The 24,532-nt window shown below is 68.3% G+C and carries 17 protein-coding genes and 3 pseudogenes; 11 read left to right on the top strand and 9 right to left on the bottom strand.

The window, feature by feature from the left end; genetic code table 11:
- Positions 1 to 15 precede the first annotated feature (15 nt).
- Positions 16 to 2,337 carry a phosphoenolpyruvate synthase gene (ppsA, locus tag NWF34_RS18660; RefSeq protein WP_258325757.1) on the bottom strand — a complete coding sequence of 774 codons (2,322 nt, stop codon included), beginning with the start codon at positions 2,335 to 2,337 and terminating at the stop codon, positions 16 to 18.
- Positions 2,338 to 2,581: 244 nt separating this feature from the next.
- Here ppsA and NWF34_RS18655 point away from each other — a divergent pair, with 244 nt between their 5' ends.
- A complete protein-coding gene (locus NWF34_RS18655) occupies positions 2,582 to 3,136 on the top strand; it encodes a YdhR family protein (protein WP_258325756.1) in 555 nt (184 codons plus the stop codon).
- 39 nt (positions 3,137 to 3,175) lie between these two features.
- On the opposite strand, the gene NWF34_RS18650 is transcribed toward NWF34_RS18655, so the two are convergent.
- Entirely contained in the window at positions 3,176 to 3,691 is a 516-nt protein-coding gene (locus tag NWF34_RS18650) for a flavodoxin domain-containing protein (RefSeq protein ID WP_258325755.1), read from the bottom strand.
- A 183-nt stretch (positions 3,692 to 3,874) separates the two neighbouring features.
- Between NWF34_RS18650 and NWF34_RS18645 the strand changes: the two genes are divergently transcribed.
- Both NWF34_RS18645 and NWF34_RS18640 read left to right on the top strand, forming a co-directional pair.
- Positions 3,875 to 4,294: an Hsp20/alpha crystallin family protein gene (locus tag NWF34_RS18645; protein ID WP_191834769.1), complete on the top strand. Its 420-nt coding sequence runs from the start codon at positions 3,875 to 3,877 to the stop codon at positions 4,292 to 4,294.
- Between the two features lie 5 nt (positions 4,295 to 4,299).
- A complete protein-coding gene (locus NWF34_RS18640) occupies positions 4,300 to 6,660 on the top strand; it encodes a heavy metal translocating P-type ATPase (RefSeq protein WP_258325754.1) in 2,361 nt (786 codons plus the stop codon).
- A 7-nt stretch (positions 6,661 to 6,667) separates the two neighbouring features.
- Here the strand turns inward: NWF34_RS18640 and NWF34_RS18635 are convergent, their stop codons facing one another.
- The 5 genes and pseudogenes from NWF34_RS18635 to NWF34_RS18610 all read right to left on the bottom strand — a co-directional run bounded on the left by NWF34_RS18635 (position 6,668) and on the right by NWF34_RS18610 (position 13,210).
- Complete coding sequence (locus NWF34_RS18635; RefSeq protein WP_159405511.1) at positions 6,668 to 7,558, bottom strand: universal stress protein; 891 nt, start codon at positions 7,556 to 7,558, stop codon at positions 6,668 to 6,670.
- Positions 7,559 to 7,560: 2 nt separating this feature from the next.
- Positions 7,561 to 8,070 (bottom strand): hypothetical protein, encoded by a 510-nt coding sequence (locus NWF34_RS18630; protein WP_159405512.1) that lies wholly within the window; start codon positions 8,068 to 8,070, stop codon positions 7,561 to 7,563.
- Positions 8,071 to 8,109: 39 nt separating this feature from the next.
- Entirely contained in the window at positions 8,110 to 9,906 is a 1,797-nt protein-coding gene (locus NWF34_RS18625; RefSeq protein WP_159405513.1) for an Hsp70 family protein, read from the bottom strand.
- Between the two features lie 55 nt (positions 9,907 to 9,961).
- Positions 9,962 to 11,796 (bottom strand): annotated as a pseudogene (locus tag NWF34_RS25390) (dynamin family protein).
- A 31-nt stretch (positions 11,797 to 11,827) separates the two neighbouring features.
- Positions 11,828 to 13,210: a GTPase gene (locus tag NWF34_RS18610; protein WP_236577681.1), complete on the bottom strand. Its 1,383-nt coding sequence runs from the start codon at positions 13,208 to 13,210 to the stop codon at positions 11,828 to 11,830.
- Between the two features lie 211 nt (positions 13,211 to 13,421).
- Between NWF34_RS18610 and NWF34_RS18605 the strand changes: the two genes are divergently transcribed.
- Together NWF34_RS18605 and NWF34_RS18600 are read left to right on the top strand one after the other, a co-directional pair.
- Entirely contained in the window at positions 13,422 to 13,805 is a 384-nt protein-coding gene (locus NWF34_RS18605) for a hypothetical protein (RefSeq protein ID WP_024499819.1), read from the top strand.
- A gap of 73 nt (positions 13,806 to 13,878) precedes the next feature.
- The gene (locus tag NWF34_RS18600; RefSeq protein WP_024499818.1) at positions 13,879 to 14,418 is read left to right on the top strand and encodes an RNA polymerase sigma factor; all 540 of its coding nucleotides are present in this window, start codon (positions 13,879 to 13,881) and stop codon (positions 14,416 to 14,418) included.
- A 16-nt stretch (positions 14,419 to 14,434) separates the two neighbouring features.
- Here NWF34_RS18600 and NWF34_RS18595 read toward each other — a convergent pair whose 3' ends face one another.
- Positions 14,435 to 14,731: a hypothetical protein gene (locus tag NWF34_RS18595; protein ID WP_024499817.1), complete on the bottom strand. Its 297-nt coding sequence runs from the start codon at positions 14,729 to 14,731 to the stop codon at positions 14,435 to 14,437.
- Between the two features lie 470 nt (positions 14,732 to 15,201).
- On the opposite strand from NWF34_RS18595, the gene NWF34_RS18590 reads away from it, so the two are divergent.
- The 6 genes and pseudogenes from NWF34_RS18590 to NWF34_RS18565 all read left to right on the top strand — a co-directional run bounded on the left by NWF34_RS18590 (position 15,202) and on the right by NWF34_RS18565 (position 20,441).
- Positions 15,202 to 15,528, top strand: coding sequence for a hypothetical protein (locus NWF34_RS18590; protein ID WP_024499816.1), 327 nt, complete (start codon positions 15,202 to 15,204; stop codon positions 15,526 to 15,528).
- A gap of 104 nt (positions 15,529 to 15,632) precedes the next feature.
- Positions 15,633 to 16,571 carry a helix-turn-helix domain-containing protein gene (locus NWF34_RS18585; protein ID WP_159405515.1) on the top strand — a complete coding sequence of 313 codons (939 nt, stop codon included), beginning with the start codon at positions 15,633 to 15,635 and terminating at the stop codon, positions 16,569 to 16,571.
- A 141-nt stretch (positions 16,572 to 16,712) separates the two neighbouring features.
- A pseudogene (locus NWF34_RS18580) lies at positions 16,713 to 17,593 on the top strand (endonuclease domain-containing protein).
- 150 nt (positions 17,594 to 17,743) lie between these two features.
- Positions 17,744 to 18,113, top strand: a pseudogene (locus tag NWF34_RS18575) (VOC family protein).
- Positions 18,114 to 18,149: 36 nt separating this feature from the next.
- Positions 18,150 to 19,391, top strand: coding sequence for a glutaminase A (gene glsA, locus NWF34_RS18570; RefSeq protein WP_024499814.1), 1,242 nt, complete (start codon positions 18,150 to 18,152; stop codon positions 19,389 to 19,391).
- A 51-nt stretch (positions 19,392 to 19,442) separates the two neighbouring features.
- A complete protein-coding gene (locus NWF34_RS18565; protein WP_024499813.1) occupies positions 19,443 to 20,441 on the top strand; it encodes an alpha/beta hydrolase in 999 nt (332 codons plus the stop codon).
- Positions 20,442 to 20,506: 65 nt separating this feature from the next.
- Here the strand turns inward: NWF34_RS18565 and NWF34_RS18560 are convergent, their stop codons facing one another.
- Positions 20,507 to 24,463 (bottom strand): DNA-directed RNA polymerase subunit beta', encoded by a 3,957-nt coding sequence (locus NWF34_RS18560; RefSeq protein ID WP_024499812.1) that lies wholly within the window; start codon positions 24,461 to 24,463, stop codon positions 20,507 to 20,509.
- Positions 24,464 to 24,532 lie beyond the last annotated feature (69 nt).

Genomic DNA, 24,532 nt, shown 5'->3' with positions numbered 1-24,532 from the left:
CACCGGGGCGGGCGACTAGGAGTCCCCGAGCCGTTCGTGGATCACCGCGTCGACGAGCAGGCGCCGTTCGGCTCGAGCGACGTGCAGCCGTGTCGCGGCGACGGCGTCGGGGTTCACCGACACCGAGGTGATCCCCATCTTCACGAGCAGTTCCGCGAATGCCGGGTTGGTCGACGGAGCCTGCCCGCACAGCGACGAGGTGATCCCGCAGCGGCGCGCCGTCGAGATGATCTGGGCGATGGCGTCGAGGACCGCCGGGTCACTCCCGTCGAACAGTTCGGCGCACGATTCGGAGTCACGGTCGACGCCGAGCATCAGCTGGGTGAGGTCGTTGCTGCCGATCGACACCCCGTCGATGCCCGCGTCGACGTACTCCGGCAGCCAGTAGATCACCGAGGGGACCTCGGCCATCACCCAGCGATGCAGCCCGCGGTGATCACCGAGAGGGCTCTCGTCGATCAGCTCCAAGCAGCGTTCGAGTTCCCAGCGGGTCCGCACGAAAGGCAGCATCAGATGCAGGTTCGGGTGGCTCTCGCGTGCCCGTGCGAGCGCCTCGAGCTCGAGCCGGAAGACCTCCGGCTCACGGACGTATCGGTAACAGCCGCGGAAGCCGATCATCGGATTGCGTTCCTCCGGCTCGAACTCCGCACCACCGTCGAGGCCACGGAACTCGTTGCTGCGCAGATCGGTCGTCCGGTAGACCACCGGCCGGGAGCCGAACGGTCCGGCGATGGACGACAACGTGTCCGCCATCGCCGAGACGAAGGCGTCCGACTCGCCGGCGGCGATGACCGCCCGCGGGTGACGGCCCGACAGTGCCTCGGTCAGCATGAACTCGGCGCGCAGCAGACCCACGCCGTCGACGTCGGTCGCCCCGACCTCCGCGGCATGCGTGGCGGAGGCCAGGTTCACGTAGATCTTGGTCGCGGTGATCACATCCGAACGCGGTTGCGGCGCCGAGGCTTCCGTCGTCCGCGCGACAGTGGGCCGCGCCGTCCGGCCGGCGGTGACCTCACCGGAGCCGCCGTCGACGGTCACCGTCGCACCCTGCTGCAGATCGGTTGTCCCGGTGCGTGTTCCCACGATGCACGGCACGCCGACCTCACGGGCGACGATGGCGGCGTGACAGGTGATGCCACCCCGATCGGTCACCACCGCCGACGCGCGCCGGATGGTCGGCAACCAGTCGGGGTCGGTCATCGGGGCCACCAGCACCTCGCCGTCCACGAGCTGGTGCCCGTCGCGCGGTGAGTGCAGGATGCGGACCTGTCCGGTGGCGACCCCGGGGGCGGCCGCGAGGCCGTGCACCAGCACCTTCGCGCGGGGTGGCGCCACCGACCCCTGCGTATCGGCGCGGCCCGTCGTGGTCTGCTCATCGGACAGCGTGGTGATGGGCCGCGACTGGACGATCCAGATGTGACCTTCGGGATCGACGGCCCATTCCATGTCCTGCGGGCGGCCGTAGTGCTGTTCGGCCTGCAATGCCATCCGCGCGATGGCCTGCACGGTCGCCGGATCGATGACCGGCTCGGACCGGCCGGCCGCCACCGGTTCACGGCGATCATGGCCGTCGTCACCGCGCACTATCCGGAACTCCTGGTTGCCCAGACTGGTCTGCAGTATCGAACAGTCCGTTCTCGACACCAGGAAGGTGTCGGGGGTGACCGCGCCGGACACCACGGCCTCGCCGAGTCCTTCGACGGCCTCGACGACCAGATGATCGAGGTTCCCGGTGACCGGGTCGGCGGTGAAGACGATGCCCGCGGTCGCCGACGCCACCATCTTCTGCACGACGACAGCCATCAGGGGCTCGGAGGTCAGGCCCTTCTCCGCGCGATAGGTGATCACGCGGGGTGAGAACAGCGATGCCCAGCACCGCACGATCGCGACCAGCAGATCGTCCGGACCGCCGATGTTGGTGAACGTGGCGTTCATCCCCGCGAAGGAGGCGTCCTTGCCGTCCTCGCCGATCGCCGACGACCGCACCGCCACGTTGACGTCGGAGCCGCCGTCGGCCAGCCGCCGGTATGCAGCGAGCGCCTCGGCGGCGATCTGCGGCGCGATACCCGCCTTGGTCACCATCTCCGCCATCCGGTTGCTCAGGTCGGCCATGCGTGCGTCGTCGCCGACGGCCGACAGCGCCTCCCGATGGGTGGCGAGCAACTCGGCGCGAACCCCGCCGTGTTCCATCGAGACCGCGAACGAGTCCGCGTTCAGCGCGAATCCGTCCGGCACCGGGAGTCCCGCGGTGACGAGTTCGCCCAGGTTCGCACCTTTGCCCCCCACCAGCGACAACTGATCGAATCCGAGCTCCGAGAAGGTCAGCACGTGCGTCATATACCCACGATGGTCTTTCCTCGGGCCTTCCCCTAGTGACCAACGGCGACGGCGGAAGTGACCAAAGTCCATGTCTTCGGTTCGACGAGGTCGACACGAGGTGTGTTCCGACGTTCTTCTCCCGACCGGAGGCCGTTCGGCACTTGAGCCGCGGCGGGTCGGCGGGGTCGAATGACGGTGACGGAACCGTCCGACGGAAGCCGGGGAATCATGGTGAACTTCCGAGACTCGACTCGCACCTGAGATGGCCACTCCGCATCCCGCACCGTGGCCGCGGGCGCTGATCGCCTTCGGGCGATGCTTCGCCGAGGTCCTGCGGTCCCTGATCGGGCGGCGACTCCACCAGCCGCTGCCGAACCTCGGGCGCGTCGTCGCCTTCGCCGACGGGACCACCGCCGCGGTCTACCGCGAGACGCGTCGCGACAACCATCCGGTCACCGAGCCGGTCAGCCTCGTCGTCTGCTTCCGGCTGCGGTGGGTCGACGGCAACCGGCTGGCGCACCGGATCTTTCGGGTGGAGAGCGTGTGCAACACCGTCCTGTTCGCGGGCTTCGACGGATTCGTGTCGAAGCTGTGGATGACCGCCGACGGCGACAATCGCTACCGCGGCATCTACGACTGGGACGGGTACGACAGCGCCGTCGACTACGTCAACGCCCTGTGGTGGCCGCTGATGGTGGTCGCCGAACGGGATTCGATCCACTATCACGTGGTCGGCGACCGGACGCGGGATTCGCTCCTGGCCGGTGGCGGCCCCGTCCCGGATCAGCGTGAGTGGTGGCGACCGGTGAGCGGATGAGGCACGGCGGATGAGGCGGGGCGGATGCGGCGGGGCTGTTCAGCCGGCGTCGAGAATCTCCCGGCTCCACCGATCCACGTCGTCCCAGTCACGGGCGTCACCGTATTTCCCACCCATGAGCCGGAACACGATCCGGCCGAATCCCGGCCAGTCACCCCGGGCTATGGCACCGGCGAACGCACGATGGGATCGCAGGGCCCCGCTCGCCTCGATCGCGGCGACCGCGCGCGGCAGCGGAGTGCGTGGACGCAGGAAGCGTGCGACCCGCGGTGACAGGAAGGTCGAGGTCGCGCCGACCGAGGAGACCGAGAACGCCCACACCGGGCTTCCGGAGTCCTTCGCCACCGACTCGGCGACCTGCTCGGCTTCCGGCAGCCACTGCCCGTTGTGAATGGCACTGCCGATCACGAGCCGGTCGGCCCGGTCCGGGCTCCGGTCGCTCTGCAGCGGCCAGAGTTCCACCGAGTCCCCGCCGTTCCGCAACCCGTCGGCGATCCGTTGTGCGATTCCCTCGGTGGCTCCATGAGCGCTCCCGTACGCGACCACGGTGTGCATGTCGAAACCCCGATCTCTCAGCTGGACGACGCCGTCATGGTATCCCCGTTCACCCGCGCTCCGGGCTCACAACGGCCCGCTCGGCCAAGAGGTCGGGTAGATGTCCTTCGACCCTCCTGCCGGGGGTGCGCCCGAGCGTTCAATGGTGGTGTCCCCATTCACTCGCGACGACGGAGGACCATCATGGCCACACCAGCACACCACACGACCCGCTCCCTCCTGCCCGACATCGCCGACCTCTTCTCGACCATCCCCGCCGTCGGGATGCTCCGCCCCAGCGGCCACCTGATCCGGGTGGAAGAGGAGCTCGCCGACGACAAGTACGTCGTGCGCGCCGAACTCCCTGGCATCGATCCCGCCAAGGACATCAACGTGACCATCCTCAACGGGATCATGACGATCACCGCGCAGCGCACCGAACGCAGCAGCCACGACGGCCGCTCCGAGTTCTCCTACGGTGAGTTCACCCGGTCGATGTCCCTGCCGAAGGGCTTCGTCGAGGACGACGTGAAGGCCGGCTACCGCGACGGGATACTCACCGTCACGGTGCCGCTGACCGCACCGAGCAACCCCGGAAAGCAGATCAAGATCGAAAGCTCCTGAGACACTTGAGCACTCGCGTGCACCTGCCGGCCAAACCCTCGGCCGAGGCGCTCCTGCTGGCGGCGACCGTCACCGCGTTCGTCGTCGGCGGGGTGTTCTGGGTGGCGGGGTCGGACCGGCCCGCTGACTGGCTGTGGATCGCCGGCACCGTCATCGCGCTCATCCCGTCGCTGTGGTGGGTCGTCGCCGGCCTCCGGCGCCAGAACTTCGGGGTCGACATCATCGCGTCCCTCGCCCTCGGCGGGACGCTGATCGTCGGCGAATACGCGGCCGGAGCGCTGATCGGCGTGATGCTCGCGACCGGCCGGCTGCTCGACGCGTCCGCCTCCCGGCGCGCACGCAAGGATCTCAGCGCCCTCATCGACCGGTCCCCGTCCCTCGCCCGCCGCCGCGACGGTGCCCAGGTCACGGTCATCGCCGTCGACGACGTGCGGCCCGGTGACGTCCTGTCGGTGGGCAACGGCGAGATCGTTCCCGCCGACGGGTGGCTGCACGACGACGCGGTGCTCGACGAGTCCGTCCTCACCGGCGAACCTCTCCCGCGGACCCGTGCACGAGGAGACGGCGTCCGCTCCGGCGCGGTCAACGCCGGCGGCACCTTCGAGCTGACCGCACGTTCGGTCGCCGCGGAGAGCACCTTCGCGGGGATCGTGCGAATGGCCGGCGACGCCGCGGCCGACCGCGCGCCGGTCGTCCGGATCGCCGACCGTCTCGCCGTCTGGTTCGTTCCGCTCGCGCTGGGCGTCGCGGGCATCAGCTGGCTGGTCAGCGGTTCGATGACCCGGGCGGTGGCCGTCCTCGTCGTGGCCACGCCGTGTCCCCTGCTGCTGGCCGCGCCGATCGCGATCGTGGCCGGCCTGTCGCGGGCCTCCCGGATGGGCGTCATCATCCGCGACGGCGGAGCACTGGAGAGCCTCGGGCGCGCCCACACGCTGATGGTCGACAAGACCGGCACCCTCACCACGGGCCGGCCGGAGCAGGTCGCGGTGACCGCGGCCCCCGGCGACGACCCCGTCGAACTCCTCCGGCTGGCCGCGTCGCTGGAACAGCTGTCGCCGCACGTCTTCGCGACCGCCATCGTCGGCGAGGCGAACCGTCGCGGTCTCGAACTGACCGTCCCGACCGCTGTGCAGGAAAGTGCGGGACGGGGCGTCTCCGGCCTGGTCGACGGCCGCGCCGTCGAGGTGGGCGCGCGGAGCACCCCGGACGGCGACTGGGCGCGGGCCGTCGCGCGCGGCAGCGAACTCGACGGTGCCGCCGTCGCCTGGATCGAGGTCGACGGCCGGCCGGCCGGTGCCATCGCGATGAGCGACCCCATCCGCCCGGACGCGCCGCGGACACTACGCCGCCTCCGCAGCGCCGGGATCGAGCGGATCGTGCTGCTCACCGGCGACCATCCGGCCACCGCCGTGGAGATCGGCACCCTGCTCGGCATCGACGAGGTGTTCCCCGACCAGAGTCCCGCCGACAAGGTCGCCCACGTCCGGGAGGAACGGGCGGCGGCGTCCACGGTGATGGTCGGCGACGGGGTCAACGACGCCCCGGCCCTGGCCGGCGCGACCGTGGGGGTCGCGCTGGGCGCACGCGGGTCGACCGCCAGTGCGGCGGCAGCCGACGTCATCCTCACCACCGACAGCATCGAGCCGCTCGCCACCGCGATGGAGATCGCCCGCCGTTCCCGCCGCATCGCGCTCCAGAGCGCCGGGGTCGGGATGGGCCTGTCCCTCGCCGCGATGATCGTGGCGGCGTTCGGATTTCTGCCGCCCACCGCGGGTGCCCTGCTCCAGGAGGCCATCGACGTCGCGGTCATCCTCAACGCGCTGCGCGCGCTCCGGGCACCACAGAGCGACATCAAGATCGACCAGTCGACCGATGTGCTGCTGCACCGGTTCGCCGCCGAACACGATGCGCTGCGGGAGAAACTCGCACTGCTGACGATCACCGCCCAACGGCTCGTCGACCTGTACTCCGCACACCATCCCGAGACCACCGACGAGGCGGCCGAGCTCAACGGGTTACGCGAGGTCGACGACCTGCTGACGACCACGATCCTGCCCCACGAGCACGCCGAGGAGGACTTACTCTACCCGGCACTGGCCAAACCCCTGGGCAGCAGCGAAGCCACGGTGACCATGAGTCGCATGCACGCCGAGATCGACCGCCTGGGCCGCCGGGTGCATGCTCATCGTCTGCGCGCGGATCGATATGGCCGGGTGACCGACGACCAGCGCATCGACGTCATCGCGACCCTGTACGGACTGCATGCTCTGCTGCGTCTCCACTTCTCGCAGGAGGAGCAGACCTACTTCGCGCTGGCCAGCACGTCACCGGCCGATCCCGTGACCGGCGAGACGACGAGTCCCTGATCGCGGCTCAGGGCTTGTGGTGCGTCACCATCACCGGACACGACGCGACCTGCAGGACCGCCCGGCTCGTCGATCCGAGCAGCAGCCCCCGGAAGCCACCACGACCCCGCGTCCCGACGACCACCAGTTGCGCCGACTCCGCGGCGTCGACGATCTCGTCCGCCGGTGACCCGATCTCCACGCGGCGTTCGATCTGCACGTCCGGGTAGTCCTCGGGATATCCGGCCAGCTGTTCGCCCAGCAGTTCCATGGCCTCGTCGCGAAGCTGACGGATGATCTGCTCTTCCTGGCGGCCGTAGAAGGCCGCACCGGAGAAACCGCCGAACGCATGCACCGCGAGCAACGACGTCTGCAGCAGGTCGGCCTGACGAAAGGCATGCTCGATCGCGGTGGTCGACGTCGGCGAACCGTCGACGCCGACGACGACCGGCCCCGTCGTGGGCGGTTCGCCACCGACGACCACCACCGGACATTCGGCGTGCGCGGCGGCGTCGGCGCTCACCGAGCCGAGCAACAGGCCCCTGACCCCGCCGAGCCCTCGACGCCCCACGACGAGCTGGTGCGCCTCGCTGGACGCATACCGCAGGGCGAGCATCGGTGAGCCGCCGACGATCTTGCCGTCGACGGACACGTCCGGGTCGACCTCCTTCGCCAGGGCCATCGCCGCGTCGACGGCACGAGATGCCTCGGCCTGCATGGCCTCGACCACCGCCGGCGAGGTCATCATCACCATCGGCGCATAGGCCCCCGGCACCATCCCCACCGCGGACAGCACCCGCAGGTGCCGCTTCTCGCGCCCGGCGGCACCCACCGCCCACCGGACCGCGGCCAGCGCACACTCCGAGCCGTCGACGGCGACGACGATCGGTGCGGACGGGTCGGTTCCTGCATCTGCCATCTTCATCTCCTCCGTAGAACCGTCTGGACGATGAGGACGATCATCGCCACCGCGGTGCCGGCCATACCCACGACGAGCACGACGCGGACGATCGTCGACCACGGGAAGGTGCTGTCCCCGAAGTCGAATGGGAAAACCTGCCAGAGCCGGATCAGGGCGACCAGTCCGAGCGCGTCGATGACCAGATCACCGAGGGCCTTGATCGCCGGCGGGTCGGCGACGACGTAGATCGCATTCGCGACCACCCCGGCGATCAGCCCGGCGACCACCCAGCCGAGGACCTGACGGAAATCATCGGTGATGAAGGGCAGCACATCCCACCCGGGCACCCTGAGAATCGCAACCAGCAGAACGGAGTTCACGACGATGCTCACCGAGTAACCGACCCGCCGTCGCATGGCGTCCGGCCGGTGGTGCGACAAAGACTCCGAGGTGGTCACGGTCAGCCCTTCCTCTCCGGCACCTCTCATCGTCGCCGTGGCGCCGATACCGACACCGTAGTCGAAGGTCACCGGTGTCGGGCGGAAAGTCCTGTACCGGCGCGGGTTCCCTCAGCCGCTGACGAGGATCCAGATGAGAAACCCGACCCAGGCGATGGTGCCGAGGATGTTGACGCCGAGCGCCGTCATCAGCAGGGCATCGCGGCGACCCTCCGCCCGGTTGAGGCCGATGACGGTCAGTGCCATGCCGACGATGGTGCCGAGACAGATCGGGAACCCGAGGATGCCCACGATCAGTCCCGCCAGGCCGTAGGTGTCGACACCCGACGAGGACGCCGTAACCGGCTGCGCCCCAGCGAGTTCCATCGGACGATAGCCGGGCTGCGGGGGCGGGTACGGCGGCCGCGATGGCGCGTGGACCGGCTGGGGCGGCGCGACCGGTGGGGCCGCGGACACCCCGGCCGGCGCGCGGTGAAGCTGCGCCCACTGCTCGGGGCGGAGATCGGCCGGACCGACCGCACCGAAGACGACGCCGGGTTGGCCGACGACCCCGGGACGCAGATCGAGTCCGTGCAGTACGCCCGCCGCCGGGGCGTCGACCGTCAGCCGGCCGGACGCCGATTCGAGCGTCGCGAGCGGTTCGCCGGCCCGCACCATCTGGCCGGTGCGGGCGAGGACGCCGCTGATCACCGCGCCGGGCGGCAGTGCGGGGAAGGCGATCCGGCGTGCCGAGGCGTCCACCGCGGTCGTCGACGGCTGGTCGTTCGGGCGCGGCTCGTACGGCTGGGCCCGGTGCTGTCGGGCTCCGACCTTCTCCGTCTCGGCGCCGGGCACGACGTTGGTCGAGCGCAGCAGGCCGCCCTGGGCGACGACGACCTTCGGGTCGCCGATCCGGGCGACGCGTCCCACCGAGGACAAGGCCGACTGCAGCATCGGGATGCTGCTGGTGCCGCCGGTGACGTAGACGATGACCGGTCCCTTGGGGCCGGTGCCGGCGGCGTCGGCGCGGGCGATGGCGTCTCGGGTGAGTTCGACCGCCCGCTCCACGAACGGCGCGATCATCGACTCGAACTCGCGGCGGGTCAGCAACAGCGTGTGCCGGGTGCCGGGCAGTTCGATGACGGCCTGCGCGGTGTCGGACAGGGCTTCCTTGGCCGAGCGGACGTGGTCGGCCAGCGCGATGGCGGCGGCCGGGGCGCGGAGGCGGGCCGGGAGTTCGGGGTCGAGTTCGGCCGCTTCGTCGAGAACCCAGCGCGTCATGCGGGCGTCGAGATCGCGGCCACCGAGGTTGTTGTCGCCGCCGGACCCGGTGACCGTGAAGCCGTCGGCCCCGGCGCGGATGAGGACGGCGACATCGCAGGTGCCTGCGCCGAAGTCGAAGACGCACATGCGTTCGTCGCCAGTGACGTCGTGGCCGCGGTAGACGTAATACCAAGCGGCGGCCAGGGATTCGGAGGCGATACGCAGACGGTCAGCGGAGATACCGGCGCGCTCGGCGGCGCGTCGGAGCACACCCTTGCGTCGTTCGCTCCACTTGTCGGGATGGGTCAGGATGATCGAGTCGAAAGCCGCGAGACCACTGTGGTGCAGCGCGGTCCGGTGTACGTGACGCAGCACGGCGCCGATGAGGTCCTCGATCGGCCAGAACCGGTCGCCGAGTTCGATCTCGCCCTCGTCGATCCGCGACTTCGGGGAGTCCTCGTAGGCGTCCGGGGCCTGCACGCGGCGCAGCACGGCGTCCTGTCCGACCACGATCCCGCCGTCGCCGGCGAAGACCGCCGACGGCATGGCCGGGCCGCCCGGGCCCAGCGGCACGATGACCGGCTCGGCCAGCCCGACGCGGTATGCGGCCGCAGTGTTGCTGGTACCGAAGTCGATACAGAGTCGCCTGCGGCTCTCCTGTGTCACCTGAACACCTCCCGCCATCCGCCCCGGGGCACATCGTTACACACGAGACCGGCGTTCATCCGGTGGGCGCCCGGAGAACTCGGGCGATCGACTTGCGGACGTTGTCGACGGCCACGATCTGGTTGCGCAGATCGGCGGCCGTTTTCTCCCGCTCGGCGGCCGACTTCTTGGCCTCTACCGCGGCGTCGTTGATGATCTTCGTCGACTCGGCCAGGAGTCGTTCGAGCAGTTCGTCGTAGGCGATCTGCAGGTCGGCGCTCGCCTCGGATTTGATCGACTGCAGCTGAGACCGCACGTCGGCCTTCATGTCGTTGACCGCCTTGGTCAGCCACTTGCGGTGGTTCTCCTTACCGACCTTCGACGCCCGGAACCCGACCACCACACCCGCCCACACGGGCACGGCCACCACGTTGATCACCGGGATGATGGCCAGCGGGCCGCCGGCGGCGACGATCGACAACAGCACCGGGTCGACCATGTTCTTCCAGGGCGAGATCTTCTCCTGCTCACGCAGCTTGAGGTCGGCGACGTTGCCGGAGATCCGGTCGACGAGTTCACCGGAGATGGTGGCATCGGCGAAGAGGGCGTCGGCGATGCGCTCGATCGCGGCGACGAAGAACGCGCTCACCTCGCGTGCGGCGGCCTCGAGGTCGACGGTCATCTGCCCGATCAGTTCCTGTCCGGCGCGGTGCGGCTCGTAGAAGCGGAGCTTGTCGATCCGCGTCGACCACTGGCCGAGGAGTTTGTCGAAGCGGTCGCGCATCAGGTCGTCGGTCTGCAACGACGCGGCGGTGATGTCCTGGTTGAGCCGTGCGCGCCACTCGCGTCGTCGATCCTTGAGTCGCTGCAGGCGATCCCGTTCGGCTTCGATGTCGGCGCGTCCGGCGGGGGTCGCGGTGGCGGCCTCATCTCCAGGACGAGGCGCTTGCGGACGTCGTCGAGTCCGGCGAAGGTCAGTTGCAGCGCATTGCGTTCCGGCGACGCGGCGCCCTCGGCCACCAGCGGCGTGAGCGCGTCGACGAGCTCGCCGATGCCCGACGACGCGAAGGCGCGTTCGCGGCGGTCGGGGTCGGTGATGGCGGCCGCCTGTTCGGCGATGCGGTTGGAGATACCGATGATCGGGATGTGCGCGAACCGAGGCGCGTTGGCGCCGATGAGTTTTCGGTTCTCGGCGACGATGGTGCGCCACTGCCGCATCACCACGTCGATCTTGGTGACCACCAGGACCACCGAGGCGACCTCCTCGCTGACGCTTCCGAGGAAGGCGAGTTCGGGGGCCGACAGCGGTGCGGTGGCGTCGCACACCATCACGAGCACCGACGCGCCGCGGGCCGCGCTGACCGCCGCCTCGACGTGTTCGGGGACCAGCGACCCGACGCCCGGGGTGTCGACGATGGTGACGCCCGGCAGCAGCGCGGAGTCGACGGCCACGCGGGCCGAGACCGGCGGCACGAGAACGGAATCGACCGCGGCGTCGGGGGCGAGGCGTTCGGCGGGGACGCCCGCCGCGTGCCGGCCGCCGACGGTGACCCAGGAGGCGAGGTCGGCGACCGGGATGCGGTGTGCCGCACCGGGAAACTCGACGAGTGCCGAACCGGCGGGCAGATCCTCGGTCGCGGGGGTGAACCGGACGTAGACCGAGGTGGTGATCTCGGTGTCGACCGGCGCCAGTCCGCTCACGCCGACGAGGCTGTTGACCAGCGAGCTCTTGCCCCGGCTGACCTCGCCGATCACCACGACGGTCCCCTGCGGGGCGGGCCGGTCCTTCACGCGCAGAGTACGGTCGGCGATGGCGTCCTCGCCGTGTTTGCGCAGCATGTCCACCGCCGTCCGCAGCACGGCGTCGGGGGTGGGAGCGGCGGGCTTGGCGGGTGTCTTCTCCAGACTCATCGGGCCACTCCTCGTCTCACTGCCGGCCGGCTCAATGGGTCCACCGTCCGCGGCGCACCAGCTGATAGGTCTGTTCGAGTACCAGCAACGCCTCTCGTTCGGCCGACGTCGCGGCGAAGGCACGGCGGGTGCGGCAGTCGGTGGCGCGTTCCCGTGCGGCGTCGGCGATCTGGGGCGGTGCGGCATTTGGCGGCAGCGACAACAGCACGCGCACATCGCGACTCGCGACGACCAGGTTCAGCTCGCCGATCAGCTCGCTGTCCGGTTGCCAGCGGGCGAGTGCCTCGAGCGCGGCGACCTCGCGCACCCGGTGCAGCTCGGGAGCGGTCTCGGCCTCCTCGATCGCCTCCAGGAAGGCGTCGCGGCGTGCGCTGCGGTACGCCGCCTCGCGCAGTTCGGCCAGCACCGTGCGGGCCTTGAGGATGTCGCCGACCGCGAGGAAGCGCCGGCCGATCGCGAGGCGGAGTTCGTCGATACCCGAGACCCGGTGCAGCCATTCGCAATACGCACGCGCACCCTGGCCGGCGACGTCGGCGCCGGCGTCCATCGCGTACGTTCCGACCAGTTCCTCCAGCCGGCCGAGCAGGTCGACGTCGAGACCCGGTGGCGGCGGGGCCGCGCCGTCGAGGATGCTGAGCAGCTCCCACGATTCGAGGGCTCCTCGGCGGGAGATCTGCGCGGTCTCACGTTCGGTCACCCCGCAGACCCCGGCCTCGGCCATGAGTCCCGACACCGCGACCACCGCACCCGCGATCGCCGGGAACCGTCGCCAGACCCGTCGGGCGATCTCCTGGGCCTTGAGCATCGGGTTGTCGGCGGCGATGAGGTCGGCGTGCGAGATCACCAGGATCGTGTTCTGCGCCGACGCCCCGGCGTCGGAGAGGAACGCCACCTCGTCGGCCTTGGGGCCCGCGGCGTCGTCGAGCAGGAACAGGATGACGTCGGGTCGCGGGAGGCGGCTCTCCCCGGAGAACACCCGGCGGGTGGCGATCTCGGCGGTGTCGGTGAACCCGGACAGACCCGGGGTGTCGATGACCCGGAACCGTTCGCGGAGCAGGCGTGACGGGGTGTGGACGACCGCGTGGTCGATGTCGTCGGGACGCCGGCCCAGATCGCCGCGCATGGTTCCGGGGATCTCGGTGACGGTGCCGTCGAGGCCGACGACCTCGACGCGCTGCGGGTTGCCCTCGGTGTAGAGAGCGGCGACCTTGGTGCACTCGGCGCGGTCGGTGGGCGCGACGCGGTCGCCGACGAGCGCGTTCAGCAGCGTCGACTTGCCGGCGCTGACGCGTCCCACGAGCGCGACCGTGAGCGGGTTCGCCAGCTGCGCACGCAGGGAACCGATCACCGTGGCGTCGGGCGCGAGCGGGGTGACCTCGTCGAGCAACTGCTCCACGCGTCCCCGCACGGTCATGCGTTGCTCCACGCGATCGGTCCTCCAGTTCACGGACATTGCCTCGTGATAGTCCACCGTGTCGTCACCGCCGGGAACATTCCCGCGTCGCCGACACTCCTAGTCACGTGACGAGAATTCTCCACCACCGTCGACGCCCTGACAGTCGACCGGATGACGGTATCCGGGCCGGCGTCGTGCGCGTCGCAGATCCGAGCAGGAGCCGACGACGATGACCGACAGCAACACCGGTTGGGACGACCCCCTCGACGGGGACGACTTCGACTCCTGGCTGCGCGAGAGCGATCCGCCGAGTGAGCTGGCCGTACCGGCCGCGACCTGGGATTCGGCGGTCGAGACCGCCTTCGACCCGTCGCACGAACTGTCCGAGGACCTCACCGCCGTGCCCGGCCCGGACCCACTGTCCGAGGAATCCGACGATTCCCTCTCCGGCGACACCGAACTCGCGGGATTCGGCGACGATCTCGGTGACGGTCCCGGTGGGGACTTCGAGGACACTTTCGACACCCCGGACGTCTTCGGCGACGACGACGACGGCGGCGAGTCATTCGGGGATACGACTTTCGACGACTCATCCCTCGGTGACGACTTCTGAGGATGGAGACTTCTGGACATGCACTGCCCGAACGTCCCAGGCCATCCACAGGTCTGCGCCCCACGATGAGCGGGTGTGTACGTTGATCGACGAATCCGAGTCGGGCACAGACCTTCTCGAACGTGCGCGCGCCGGCGACCAGCAGGCCTTCACCGCGCTTGTCGAGCAGCACCGGGATCGGCTGTGGGCCATCTGTTTACGCATCACCGGCAACCAGCACGACGCCGAGGACGCCCTTCAGGACGCATTGGTCGCCGCCTGGCGCGCGATCGGCGGCTTCCGGGGCGACGCACAGGTGTCGACGTGGCTGTACCGGATCGGGTCGAATGCGGCGCTCGCGCGTATCCGTAAACGATCCGACGCCGACGACATCGACGACCACGACCCGATGAGTTCGGTGGACGTCGCGCAGCAGGTCGTCGTCTCCGACCGTATCCAGGAGGCGTTGGCGCAGGTCCCGGACGCGTACCGCGCCACTTTCGTGCTGCGGGTCTACGGCGAGCTGAGCTACTCGGAGATCGCCGAGGCCCAGGGCATCGGTTTACAGACCGTACGCAGCCGGATCTCGCGGGCACGGTCGATCCTGGCTGAGTTGCTCGCGGATCTGCGGTAGGGGCCTTCTTCCCGGTTCAGCACACCTTCCAGGTGGGCTTGCCGTCGATCCACAGTTGCCGGTAGGCGATGCGCCCCGCGCAGGTGCCGCGGTCGGTGGCGGTGAGGGTCACAGGCCCACCGCTTTCGGGTGACCCCGCCGGTGCGCACAGCACTCCCCGGCCATTCGCCTCGGGGCCACCCCACGTGGACCAGGTGATGTCGCTGATGGTGTTCGCGCACAGGGAATTGAGTGAAAGCGTCGCCGGCCGCGCGGTGCCATAGCCGACCGAGTACTCATTGTCGGCACGACCGAGGACGACTTCGCCGGCCACGGGGTGGGGAGCCGCCTGGAGTATGCGCGCGAATCCCGCAGGGCCCCTGGCGGGTTAGACGCCTGCCGCAACACCTGCCCCGGCAATCCCGGTGACCGCTGCAACGAGACCTGCGGCCGCGATCCCGACCTGAACACGACGTCCGAGTATCCGCATGACCTCACCGTCGCACGACCACTGCAACGACGGTTTACATTCGGCTGGACATTCCTTCGCGTGAGCGACAGATCCAAGTGCGCGATGCTAACGAATCGCGCTCTGCTGTCGGTTGTTTCAGCCACTTGAATTATGCGTGGACCGCTCGCCGCGCAATTACGATCATCGACGTGTTCACCGGCGGGCACCGGGTCATCTGATCGGATGATCGACGACAAGTCGACTCCTCCCAGGGAACAAACTCCGCCCGGTCCATCTCCAAGTAACCAGAGCACGAAAAACCACAAGCCACACCATCCCTGGAAGGAAACACCATGAGCACCGAGATCCCCGAAGACGCAGTACTCGTCGACACCGACGGCGACGGCACCATCGACGCCGCACTGGCCGACGTCGACGGCGACGGCACCACCGACGCCGTCCTCGACACCGACGGTGACGGCCACGCCGACTCCGTCGCCTACGACACCGACTCCGACGGCGAGATCGACGTCATCGAGGCCGACACCGACGGCGACGGCTACACCGACCTCGCGGTCGCCGACACCGATGGCGACGGCACCTTCGACACCGCCGTCGACGACGAGGGCAATGTCGAGGTAGGCGACTTCGGCAGCGTCGACGGCGGCGACGCGGTCTGATCTGACGAGTCCACTCGCACGCCGAATCCCGGTCGCACGCGACCGGGATTTCGCTGTGCGTCCGGGTGGCCCGAACCCATGTCCGATTCGTCATACTGTCCGGTGTGCGAGCTGACCTGATCCCCCTGGCCGAAAACGATCGCGGAAGCATCGGATCGCTGGAATTCGCCATTCCGGTGTGGGCGACCGCCACCGCGCTGGTGCTGGTGCTGATCGTGGCCTGGTTCTTCGGTTCCGTCGCGAAATGGCTGCTGCGTCACCGGGCACGACTGAACACCACCACCTGCATGGTGCTGTCGATCCTCGGTACGGCCGTCGGATTGTTCATCGCCGGGGCGATCGACCATCGCATGAACGTGTGGCACCCCGTCACCATCGTGCTGGGATTGGCGAGTTCGATCGTGGCGGTCGGCGCCTACGCGATGGTCGCGGCACGGCTGCAGGTCCCGACCGGCATCCCGGTCGCCGAACTGCTCGCATCCGGGGAATCCGAGCGGGTCGAGTTCAAGTCGACCGCCCGCGTGAACCTGCACACCAAGCAGCGGGACGTCGCGATGGAGACGGTGATCGTGAAGACGGTGGCCGCATTCCTCAACTCCGACGGCGGGAACCTGCTGATCGGAGTCGACGACGGCACTCCCCTGGGCCTCGACGCCGACTTCACGACGCTCCGCCATCCCGACGCCGACCGGTTCGAACTGTTTCTGCGGGACCTGCTGACCGCCACGCTGGGCCAGAGCACCGCCGCGGAGGTGGGCATCTCGTTCGAGCAGGTCGCGCGACCCGCCGGCGACGCCGAAGCCTCCGCGAGCCCGACCGACGTCCTGGTGTGCCGGGTGGAGTGCACTCCGTCGCCGAGGCCGGTGTACCTGCGTGGCATGAAGAACAACGCGCTACCCGAGTTCTGGGTGCGGGCCGGCAACTCGAGCCGGCAGCTGAGCGTCGACCAGGCCGCCGAATACGTCATGCACCGCTGGCCGCTCGGCGCCGGTCGTGCGCTCGCCGCCCAGGTTCGGGCGGCGGTGCGGTTCTCGTCGGTCTGAGACCGTTCCGCCGAGCCAGCAGCGCGAAAACTCGTCCATCTGAGGCACTTCGAAGGGCAATCTGCCCTTGCGGGACCGCCAGATGGACGCGAATTCCCCAACTCCGGAAACCGATCGACCTCCGCATGCGTCCAAGTCGTCATGACCTCGGATTCTGGCGTGTACACGCTCAAGGAACTGGCGGCGATGGACTGGTCGCCCGACGACATCACGCGCGCTCGACGGTCGGGAACCCTGATCCCGGTGGCTCACGGGTGGGTACGGTCAGCGACCGCCGACCCCCGAGTGGTCGCAGCGGTGGCGGCGGGGGGCGCGTTGTCGTGCGTCGGCGCGCTGCGCTTTCACCAGACGCACGGATCGAGCGAAATCTGGGTTCCACCCGGGTACACCGAGACCCATGTCCTCTGAGTAAGCACATGAAGGGCAGACCTCGTCCCAGCGGACCCTTCCGATGGTGTCAGGGCTACGGCCAACCACTACCGGTGGTCACCGCGGTCGACTCGATCCCGATCGCACTCGGTTGCGCGGCACGATGTCTCACTGCCGAGGAATGGGTTGCGACCGTCGACTCCGTCCTCAACTCGACCGACTTGACCATCCCCGACATCCAGGCCGAGATGGGTCGCGTGGCCAGGGCGGTGACGGCCATGTTCGGTCGGTGCGATGCCCGCTCCCAATCCGGAACCGAATCGATCGCCCGGTTGCGCCTGATCGCGGCCGGTTTCGAGGTAGAGGTCCAACCCGGCATCGGCACACATGAACACGCGGACCTCCGAGTCGGAGCACTGCTGATCGAATGCGACGGCAGGGCCTACCACTCGGATGTGGAGACCTTTCGCAACGATCGCCGCCGCGACCGCATGACGATGATCGACCGATGGATGACGATGCGGTTGACCTACGACGACGTTCTCTACCACTGGGACGGGGTACTCGAGGATGTTCGGGCCGTCACCCGAAGCGACCGGCACCGCATCAGGCGGGACAACGACCCTCGCCGTCGGGGAACCGCGTCCATCTGAGCGCCACCGAGGGGCAATATGCCCTTGGATCGCGCTCAGATGGACGATTTTCCGGCCGATTCACACACCACGACAAACGAGGACCGAAACCGTCCTCGATTCCTGGGATGGTTGTCTCAGACCGCACGACCCAGGACATCAGGAGGAAGCATGAACTGGACACTCGAAGTCGTCACCCTGCCCGTCACGGACGTCGACCGCACAAGGCGTTCTACGAGTCGATCGGATTCAACCCCGATCACGACCACACCGTGAGCGAGGAGATCCCTTCGTCCAGATGACCCCTCCCGGTTCGAACTGCTCGATCGCCTTCGGCAAGGGCCTGACCGACAAGGCGCCCGGGTCCACCGGCCCGATCATCATCTGCGTCACCGACATCGACGCCGCCCGCGAACAGCTGCTCGCCGCCGGCGTCGACGCCAGTGACGTCGACGTGCAGCCGTGGGGTCATTTCGTGTACTTCACCGACCCCGACGGGAATCAGTGGTCGGCGCAGTACCTGCCGTATCGCGACAACTGAACGCAGCACCACCGAGGGTCGCGGCTACGGTGGGATATGCGATCCCCCATCGACGACTATCTCCACGAGGTTCTCCGCGACTGCCGCGATGACGACGCCGGGGACGTCATGTCCGGAAACCGCGAACTCGAGCGGGCGGACCCGTCGTCCTTCGGGATCGCTCTGACCACCGTCGACGGAACCGTCTACACCGCCGGCGACGCCGACCACGAGTTCTCCATGCAGTCGATCGCGAAACTGCCCGCTTACGCACTCGCACTGCGGGACCGGGGGCTCGATGGCGTCCTCGACCGCGTCGACACCGAACCGTCCGGCGACGCCTTCAACGAGATCTCGCTCGAAGCCGAGACCGGACGACCCCGCAACGCCCTCATCAACGCCGGTGCCATCGCCGTTCACGGGATGCTCGACGGCGACGGCGCCACCGAACGGGTCGACCGCATCGTCGACCTGATGGGCACGCTCGCCGGGCGAGAACTGTCCGTGGACCGGGAGGTTCACTCCGCCGAACTCGCCTCCGACGACCACAACACCGCACTGGCGTATCTGCTGCGTTCCGCGGGCAAGCTCGACTACGAACCCGACGAGGTCGTCGACGGCTACGCCGCACAGTGCGCGATCAAGGTCAGCTGCCGCGATCTCGCCGTCATGGGATCGGTCCTCGCCAACGGCGGACTGTCGACCACGGACGACGAACGCCTCCTCGACGGCTGGATCACCCGGCACCTGCTGTCGGTGATGGCCACCTGCGGCATGTACGACGGTAGCGGCAGCTGGATGGCGACGGTCGGGATTCCCGCGAAAAGCGGTGTGAGCGGGGCGATCCTGGGAGTGCTTCCGGGCCAGGTCGGGGTTGCGGTGTGGTCGCCGCGGCTCGACGAGCAGGGCAACAGCGTGCGTGGCGTCGCCGTCTTCGAAAGACTTTCCCGCGACATGGAATTGCACATGATGCACGTGGCACCGTCGGGAATGCCCGCGCTTCGGTCGGTACACGAACGCGACGGTGCGACCGTCGTCGAACTCCAGGGCGACGTCCGCTTCGCAGGCGCGGAGATCATCGCAAGCCGTGCGTGCGAAGGATTTTCGACCGACGAGGTCATCCTCGACCTCACCCATGTCCGCGTGATGGACGACGCCGCACGGGAACTGCTGCGCGAGGTGGCCCGGCGCCTCGGTGACGACCACGACGTCCACATCGAGGACCCGAACGAGCTCATGGAATCCGGCCCCGACGACCGGGACACCGACGACCGGGACACCAACCAGCCCCGCGCCTGAACTCCCCGGAGATCCCCGTTCCCGGCATCCGCCCGACCCTAGACTGGGCGGATGTCGAGACGAAGATTCCGCCGGCCGTGGGTCGCGACCCTCGCTGCGATCGCCATGTTCTTCGGTGTGACGCCATCGGCGGTTCTGGCCGCACCGGCCGCCCGCCCACCGGTGGTCGTTTCGTCGTCCTCCGTCGCGACCGAATGTGCGGGCAAGCCCATCCGGGTCGCCGCCCGCTGGTACTTCCCGCCCGGCCGGCCCACGGCGCTCGTCTGGTTGCAGCACGGCTTCTCCCGGACCGCGGCCAATCTCGGCGCCGTGGCTCGCGCCTACGCCGACGCCGGTTTCCTCGTGGTGAGCCCGACGCTGGACTCGATCAACCTCGGCGGGTGCGCCGTCGCCTTCAACATCGCCGACAATGCGGCGTTCGCCCGGACCATCGGCGGGGTTTTCGGGTCGGGCCGGGAAGCCGGCAGCCCGCTCGCGACGAGCCTCATCCGAGCCCGGGAAGCCGCCCACCGTCCCGATGTGACGATGCCGTACCGGATGGTCTTCGCGGGCCACTCGGCCGGCGGCGAATTCGTCGTCGTGGCAGCCGACGCACTCCGACGCGCGGACCCGGTCGCCTTCCGGCGCCTGGCCGGGCTGATGCTGTTCGACCCCGTCAACTCCTTCTTCGGTGGCCACTTCGCTTCTGCCGCATCATCTCTCGGCGCTGACCGGCTCCCCATCCGGGTGATCGCATCGCAGCCGTCGGTGTCCAACTCCTTCGGGTCCGGGGTCGCCGTCCTCGAGCGGACGACACGGCAGGAGTTTCTCGGCTCGCGGCTGGTCACCGGCATCCACATCGACGCCGAGGGCGACTCCACCGACCTGATCGGCGAACTGTCAGAGGTCGGCACGCCGCGACCCCGCAACGGTCGGGTCATCCGCGCATTGGCCACCGGATGGTCGTCGGACATGGTCACCGGCTCGGTGACCGCGACCTACTATCCGGGTGGCGATTACTACGACCTGTTGCTCGCGACACGCACCGTCACCACACTCCCTGTGCGCTGAGGCTCGAAGACAAGCGAAAAGCCCTCGCACTCAACGAGTGCGAGGGCTTTTCAGCTCAGTACGGCTTACCGATATTCGTTGGAGAAACCGTAGTCGTCCAGCGGCACCGCAGCGCCGGCCGGAGCACCGAAGGTGCCGTCCGGGCTGTAGTAGGTGTCGTCGTACGACGGCACCGCGTAGGCCGCGGCACGTGCCTCTTCGGTCGGCTGAACCTGGATGTTGCGGTAGCGGTTGATACCGGTACCGGCCGGGATCAGCTTACCGATGATCACGTTCTCCTTGAGACCGATCAGCTTGTCGCTGCGGCTGTTGATCGCCGCGTCGGTCAGGACACGCGTGGTCTCCTGGAACGACGCCGCCGACAGCCACGACTCGGTCGCGAGCGAGGCCTTGGTGATACCCATGAGCACCGGACGTCCGGCGGCGGGCTCGCCACCCTCGGTGACCACCTGACGGTTGGCCGCCTCGAACTCGGCACGCTCGACGAGCGAACCGGGCAGGAACTCGGTCGCACCGTGGTCGATGATCGTCACGCGACGCAGCATCTGACGAACGATCGTCTCGATGTGCTTGTCGTGGATCGACACACCCTGGCTGCGGTAGACCTCCTGGACCTCGTTGACCAGGTGGATCTGCACCTGACGGGGACCCATGACACGCAGGACCTCGTGCGGGTTGGCCGAGCCCTCCATGAGCTGCTGGCCGACCTCGACGTGGTCACCGTCGGCGAGGAGCCGCTCGGAACCGTCTTCGTGCTTGAACACGCGCAGACGCTGACGCTTCGAGATCTTGTCGATGACGACCTCTTCGGAACCGTCGTCCGGGATGATCGTGATCTTGTAGAAGCGGTCGTCGTCCTCGAGACGCACCCGGCCGGAGACCTCCGCGATCGGCGCGACGCCCTTGGGGACGCGGGCCTCGAAGAGCTCCTGGACACGCGGCAGACCACCGGTGATGTCGTCACCGACGCCACCCTGGTGGAACGTACGCATCGTCAGCTGGGTACCGGGCTCACCGATCGACTGGGCCGCGATGATACCCACGGCCTCACCGATGTCGACGAGCTTGCCGGTGGCCATCGAACGGCCGTAGCAGTGCGCACACACACCGGTGCCGGTGGCACAGGTGAGGACCGAACGAACCTTGACCTGCGCGATGCCGGCAGCGAGGAGAGCCTCGATGGCGGGGTCGCCGAGGTCGTGGCCGCGCTCGACGATGACGTTGCCGTCGGCGTCGACCGCATCGGCGGCCAGGGTGCGTGCGTAGGCCGAGGTCTCGACGTGCGCGTCGCGGATGATCGAGCCGTCGGGCTGCTTCTCACCCAGCGGCACGTTGATGCCGCGCTCGGTGCCACAGTCGGTCTCGCGAACGATGACGTCCTGCGACACGTCGACCAGACGACGGGTCAGGTAACCCGAGTCGGCGGTACGGAGAGCCGTGTCCGCCAGACCCTTACGGGCACCGTGCGTGTTGATGAAGTACTCGGCGACGGTCAGGCCCTCGCGGAACGAGGACTTGATCGGACGCGGGATGAACTCACCCTTCGGGTTCGTCACCAGACCCTTCATGCCCGACAGGTTACGAACCTGCGTCAGGTTACCGGTGGCACCCGACTTCGGGATCATGATGATCGGGTTGTCCTCGGGGTAGAAGTCCTCCATGGCCTTACCGACTTCTTCGGTGGCCTGCTTCCAGATCTCCACCAGTGCGTCGCGACGCTCATCCGGCGTGAGGGCACCGCGCTGGAACTTGCGCTCCAAGCCGTCGGCACGCTCCTCGTAACGGTCGAGGATCTCCGCCTTCTGCGGCGGCACGAGCACGTCGGCCATCGACACGGTGACGCCCGAACGGGTGGCCCAGTAGAAGCCGACGTCCTTGAGCTTGTCGACGGTCTGGGCGACCACGATCATCGGGTAGCGCTCGGCGAGATCGTTGATGATCGCGGCCTGACGCTTCTTCGGCATCTGCTCGTCGACGAACGGGTACTCGATCGGCAGCAGCTCGTTGAAGAGCACGCGGCCCAGCGTGGTGATGGTGGTCCACGGCTGACCGAAACGCCATCCCTCGGGGAACAGCTCGGCCTCGACCTCGGCCTGCGGACGCTGCCCGGTCAGGCGCACCTTGATGCGCGACTGAACGGTGAGCTGTCCACGGTCGACGGCCATGATGGCCTCGGCGGGGCTCGAGTAGACACCGCGCTCGACGTCGTCGGCGGTTGCCGGGGTGTACTCGCCTGCCGCGCCCTCCTTGAGGGAGGTCAGGAAGTACAGACCGGTCACCATGTCCAGACGCGGCATGGCGAGCGGGCGACCCGATGCCGGCGACAGGATGTTGTTCGACGACAGCATCAGGATGCGGGCCTCGGCCTGCGCCTCCGCGCTCAGCGGAAGGTGCACGGCCATCTGGTCACCGTCGAAGTCGGCGTTGAAGGCCTCACACACCAGCGGGTGCAGCTGGATGGCCTTGCCCTCCACCAGCTGCGGCTCGAAGGCCTGGATGCCGAGGCGGTGCAGCGTCGGTGCACGGTTCAGCAGCACCGGGTGCTCGGAGATGACCTCTTCGAGGACGTCCCACACCGCGGGGCGCTGACGCTCGACCATGCGCTTGGCCGACTTGATGTTCTGGGCCTGGTTCAGGTCGACCAGACGCTTCATCACGAACGGCTTGAACAGCTCGAGAGCCATCAGCTTCGGCAGACCACACTGGTGCAGCTTGAGCTGAGGACCGACGACGATGACCGAACGGCCCGAGTAGTCGACGCGCTTGCCGAGCAGGTTCTGACGGAAACGACCCTGCTTGCCCTTGAGCAGATCGCTCAGCGACTTCAGCGGGCGGTTGCCCGGTCCGGTGACCGGACGGCCACGACGACCGTTGTCGAACAGGGCGTCGACCGACTCCTGCAGCATCCGCTTCTCGTTGTTCACGATGATCTCGGGAGCACCGAGGTCGATCAGACGCTTGAGGCGGTTGTTGCGGTTGATGACGCGGCGGTACAGGTCGTTCAGGTCGGAGGTCGCGAAGCGGCCACCGTCGAGCTGAACCATCGGACGCAGCTCCGGCGGGATCACCGGCACGGCGTCGAGGACCATGCCCAGCGGCGAGTTGCCCGACTGCTGGAACGCGGCGACGACCTTGAGGCGCTTGAGAGCACGAAGCTTCTTCTGGCCCTTGCCGCTGCGGATGGTCTCGCGCAGGGACTCGGCCTCGGCGTCGATGTCGAAGGTCTCGAGGAGCTTCTTGATCGCCTCGGCACCCATCGAACCCTGGAAGTACTCGCCGTAGCGCTCTTCGAGCTGGCGGTAGAGCTTCTCGTCGATGATGAGGTCGCCCGGTGAGAGCTTGACGAACTTGTCCCAGATCTCTTCGAGACCGTCGAGCTCACGCTGAGCGGAGTCGCGCATACGACGCATCTCGCGCTCGGCGCCGTCGCGCACCTTGCGGCGCACGTCGGCCTTGGCACCCTCGGCCTCGAGCTCGGCGAGATCCTGCTCGAGCTTCTGCTGACGCTCGTTCAGGTCGGCGTCGCGCTGATCGGCGACGGCCTTCTTCTCGACCTCCATCTCGGCTTCGAGCGTGGAGAGCTCGTTGTGACGGAGTTCGTCGTCGACCGCGGTGATGACGTAGGCGGCGAAGTAGATGATCTTCTCGAGATCCTTCGGCGCCAGGTCGAGCAGGTAGCCCAGGCGGCTCGGCACACCCTTGAAGTACCAGATGTGCGTGACCGGTGCGGCCAGCTCGATGTGGCCCATGCGCTCACGGCGCACCTTGGCCTTGGTCACCTCGACGCCGCAGCGCTCACAGATGATGCCCTTGAAGCGGACACGCTTGTACTTGCCGCAGTAGCACTCCCAGTCGCGAGTCGGTCCGAAGATCTTCTCGCAGAACAGGCCGTCCTTCTCGGGCTTCAGCGTGCGGTAGTTGATCGTCTCCGGCTTCTTGACCTCACCGTACGACCAGTTGTGAATATCGTCGGCCGTCGCAAGGCCGATCTTGAGTTCGTCGAAAAAGTTGACGTCGAGCACTTGTTACCTTTCCAGAGCTCTGTTGTCAGTGGGTCGGGCCGCCGGTCGTGGCGAACGAACCGGCGGCCG

The organism is Gordonia sp. GONU (assembly GCF_024733855.1).
GTDB classification, from domain to species: domain Bacteria; phylum Actinomycetota; class Actinomycetes; order Mycobacteriales; family Mycobacteriaceae; genus Gordonia; species Gordonia amicalis.
Note: the sequence above shows the minus strand (reverse complement) of the source record. Positions and strands in the feature narration are given on the sequence as shown.

Coding starts and splice junctions, on each gene's coding strand:
- ppsA (WP_258325757.1), bottom strand. CDS start 2,337: ATGACGCACGTGCTGACCTTCTCGGAGCTCGGATTCGATCAGTTGTCG.
- NWF34_RS18655 (WP_258325756.1), top strand. CDS start 2,582: ATGGCCACTCCGCATCCCGCACCGTGGCCGCGGGCGCTGATCGCCTTC.
- NWF34_RS18650 (WP_258325755.1), bottom strand. CDS start 3,691: ATGCACACCGTGGTCGCGTACGGGAGCGCTCATGGAGCCACCGAGGGA.
- NWF34_RS18645 (WP_191834769.1), top strand. CDS start 3,875: ATGGCCACACCAGCACACCACACGACCCGCTCCCTCCTGCCCGACATC.
- NWF34_RS18635 (WP_159405511.1), bottom strand. CDS start 7,558: ATGGCAGATGCAGGAACCGACCCGTCCGCACCGATCGTCGTCGCCGTC.
- NWF34_RS18610 (WP_236577681.1), bottom strand. CDS start 13,210: ATGACCGTGCGGGGACGCGTGGAGCAGTTGCTCGACGAGGTCACCCCG.
- NWF34_RS18605 (WP_024499819.1), top strand. CDS start 13,422: ATGACCGACAGCAACACCGGTTGGGACGACCCCCTCGACGGGGACGAC.
- NWF34_RS18590 (WP_024499816.1), top strand. CDS start 15,202: ATGAGCACCGAGATCCCCGAAGACGCAGTACTCGTCGACACCGACGGC.
- glsA (WP_024499814.1), top strand. CDS start 18,150: ATGCGATCCCCCATCGACGACTATCTCCACGAGGTTCTCCGCGACTGC.
- NWF34_RS18565 (WP_024499813.1), top strand. CDS start 19,443: ATGTCGAGACGAAGATTCCGCCGGCCGTGGGTCGCGACCCTCGCTGCG.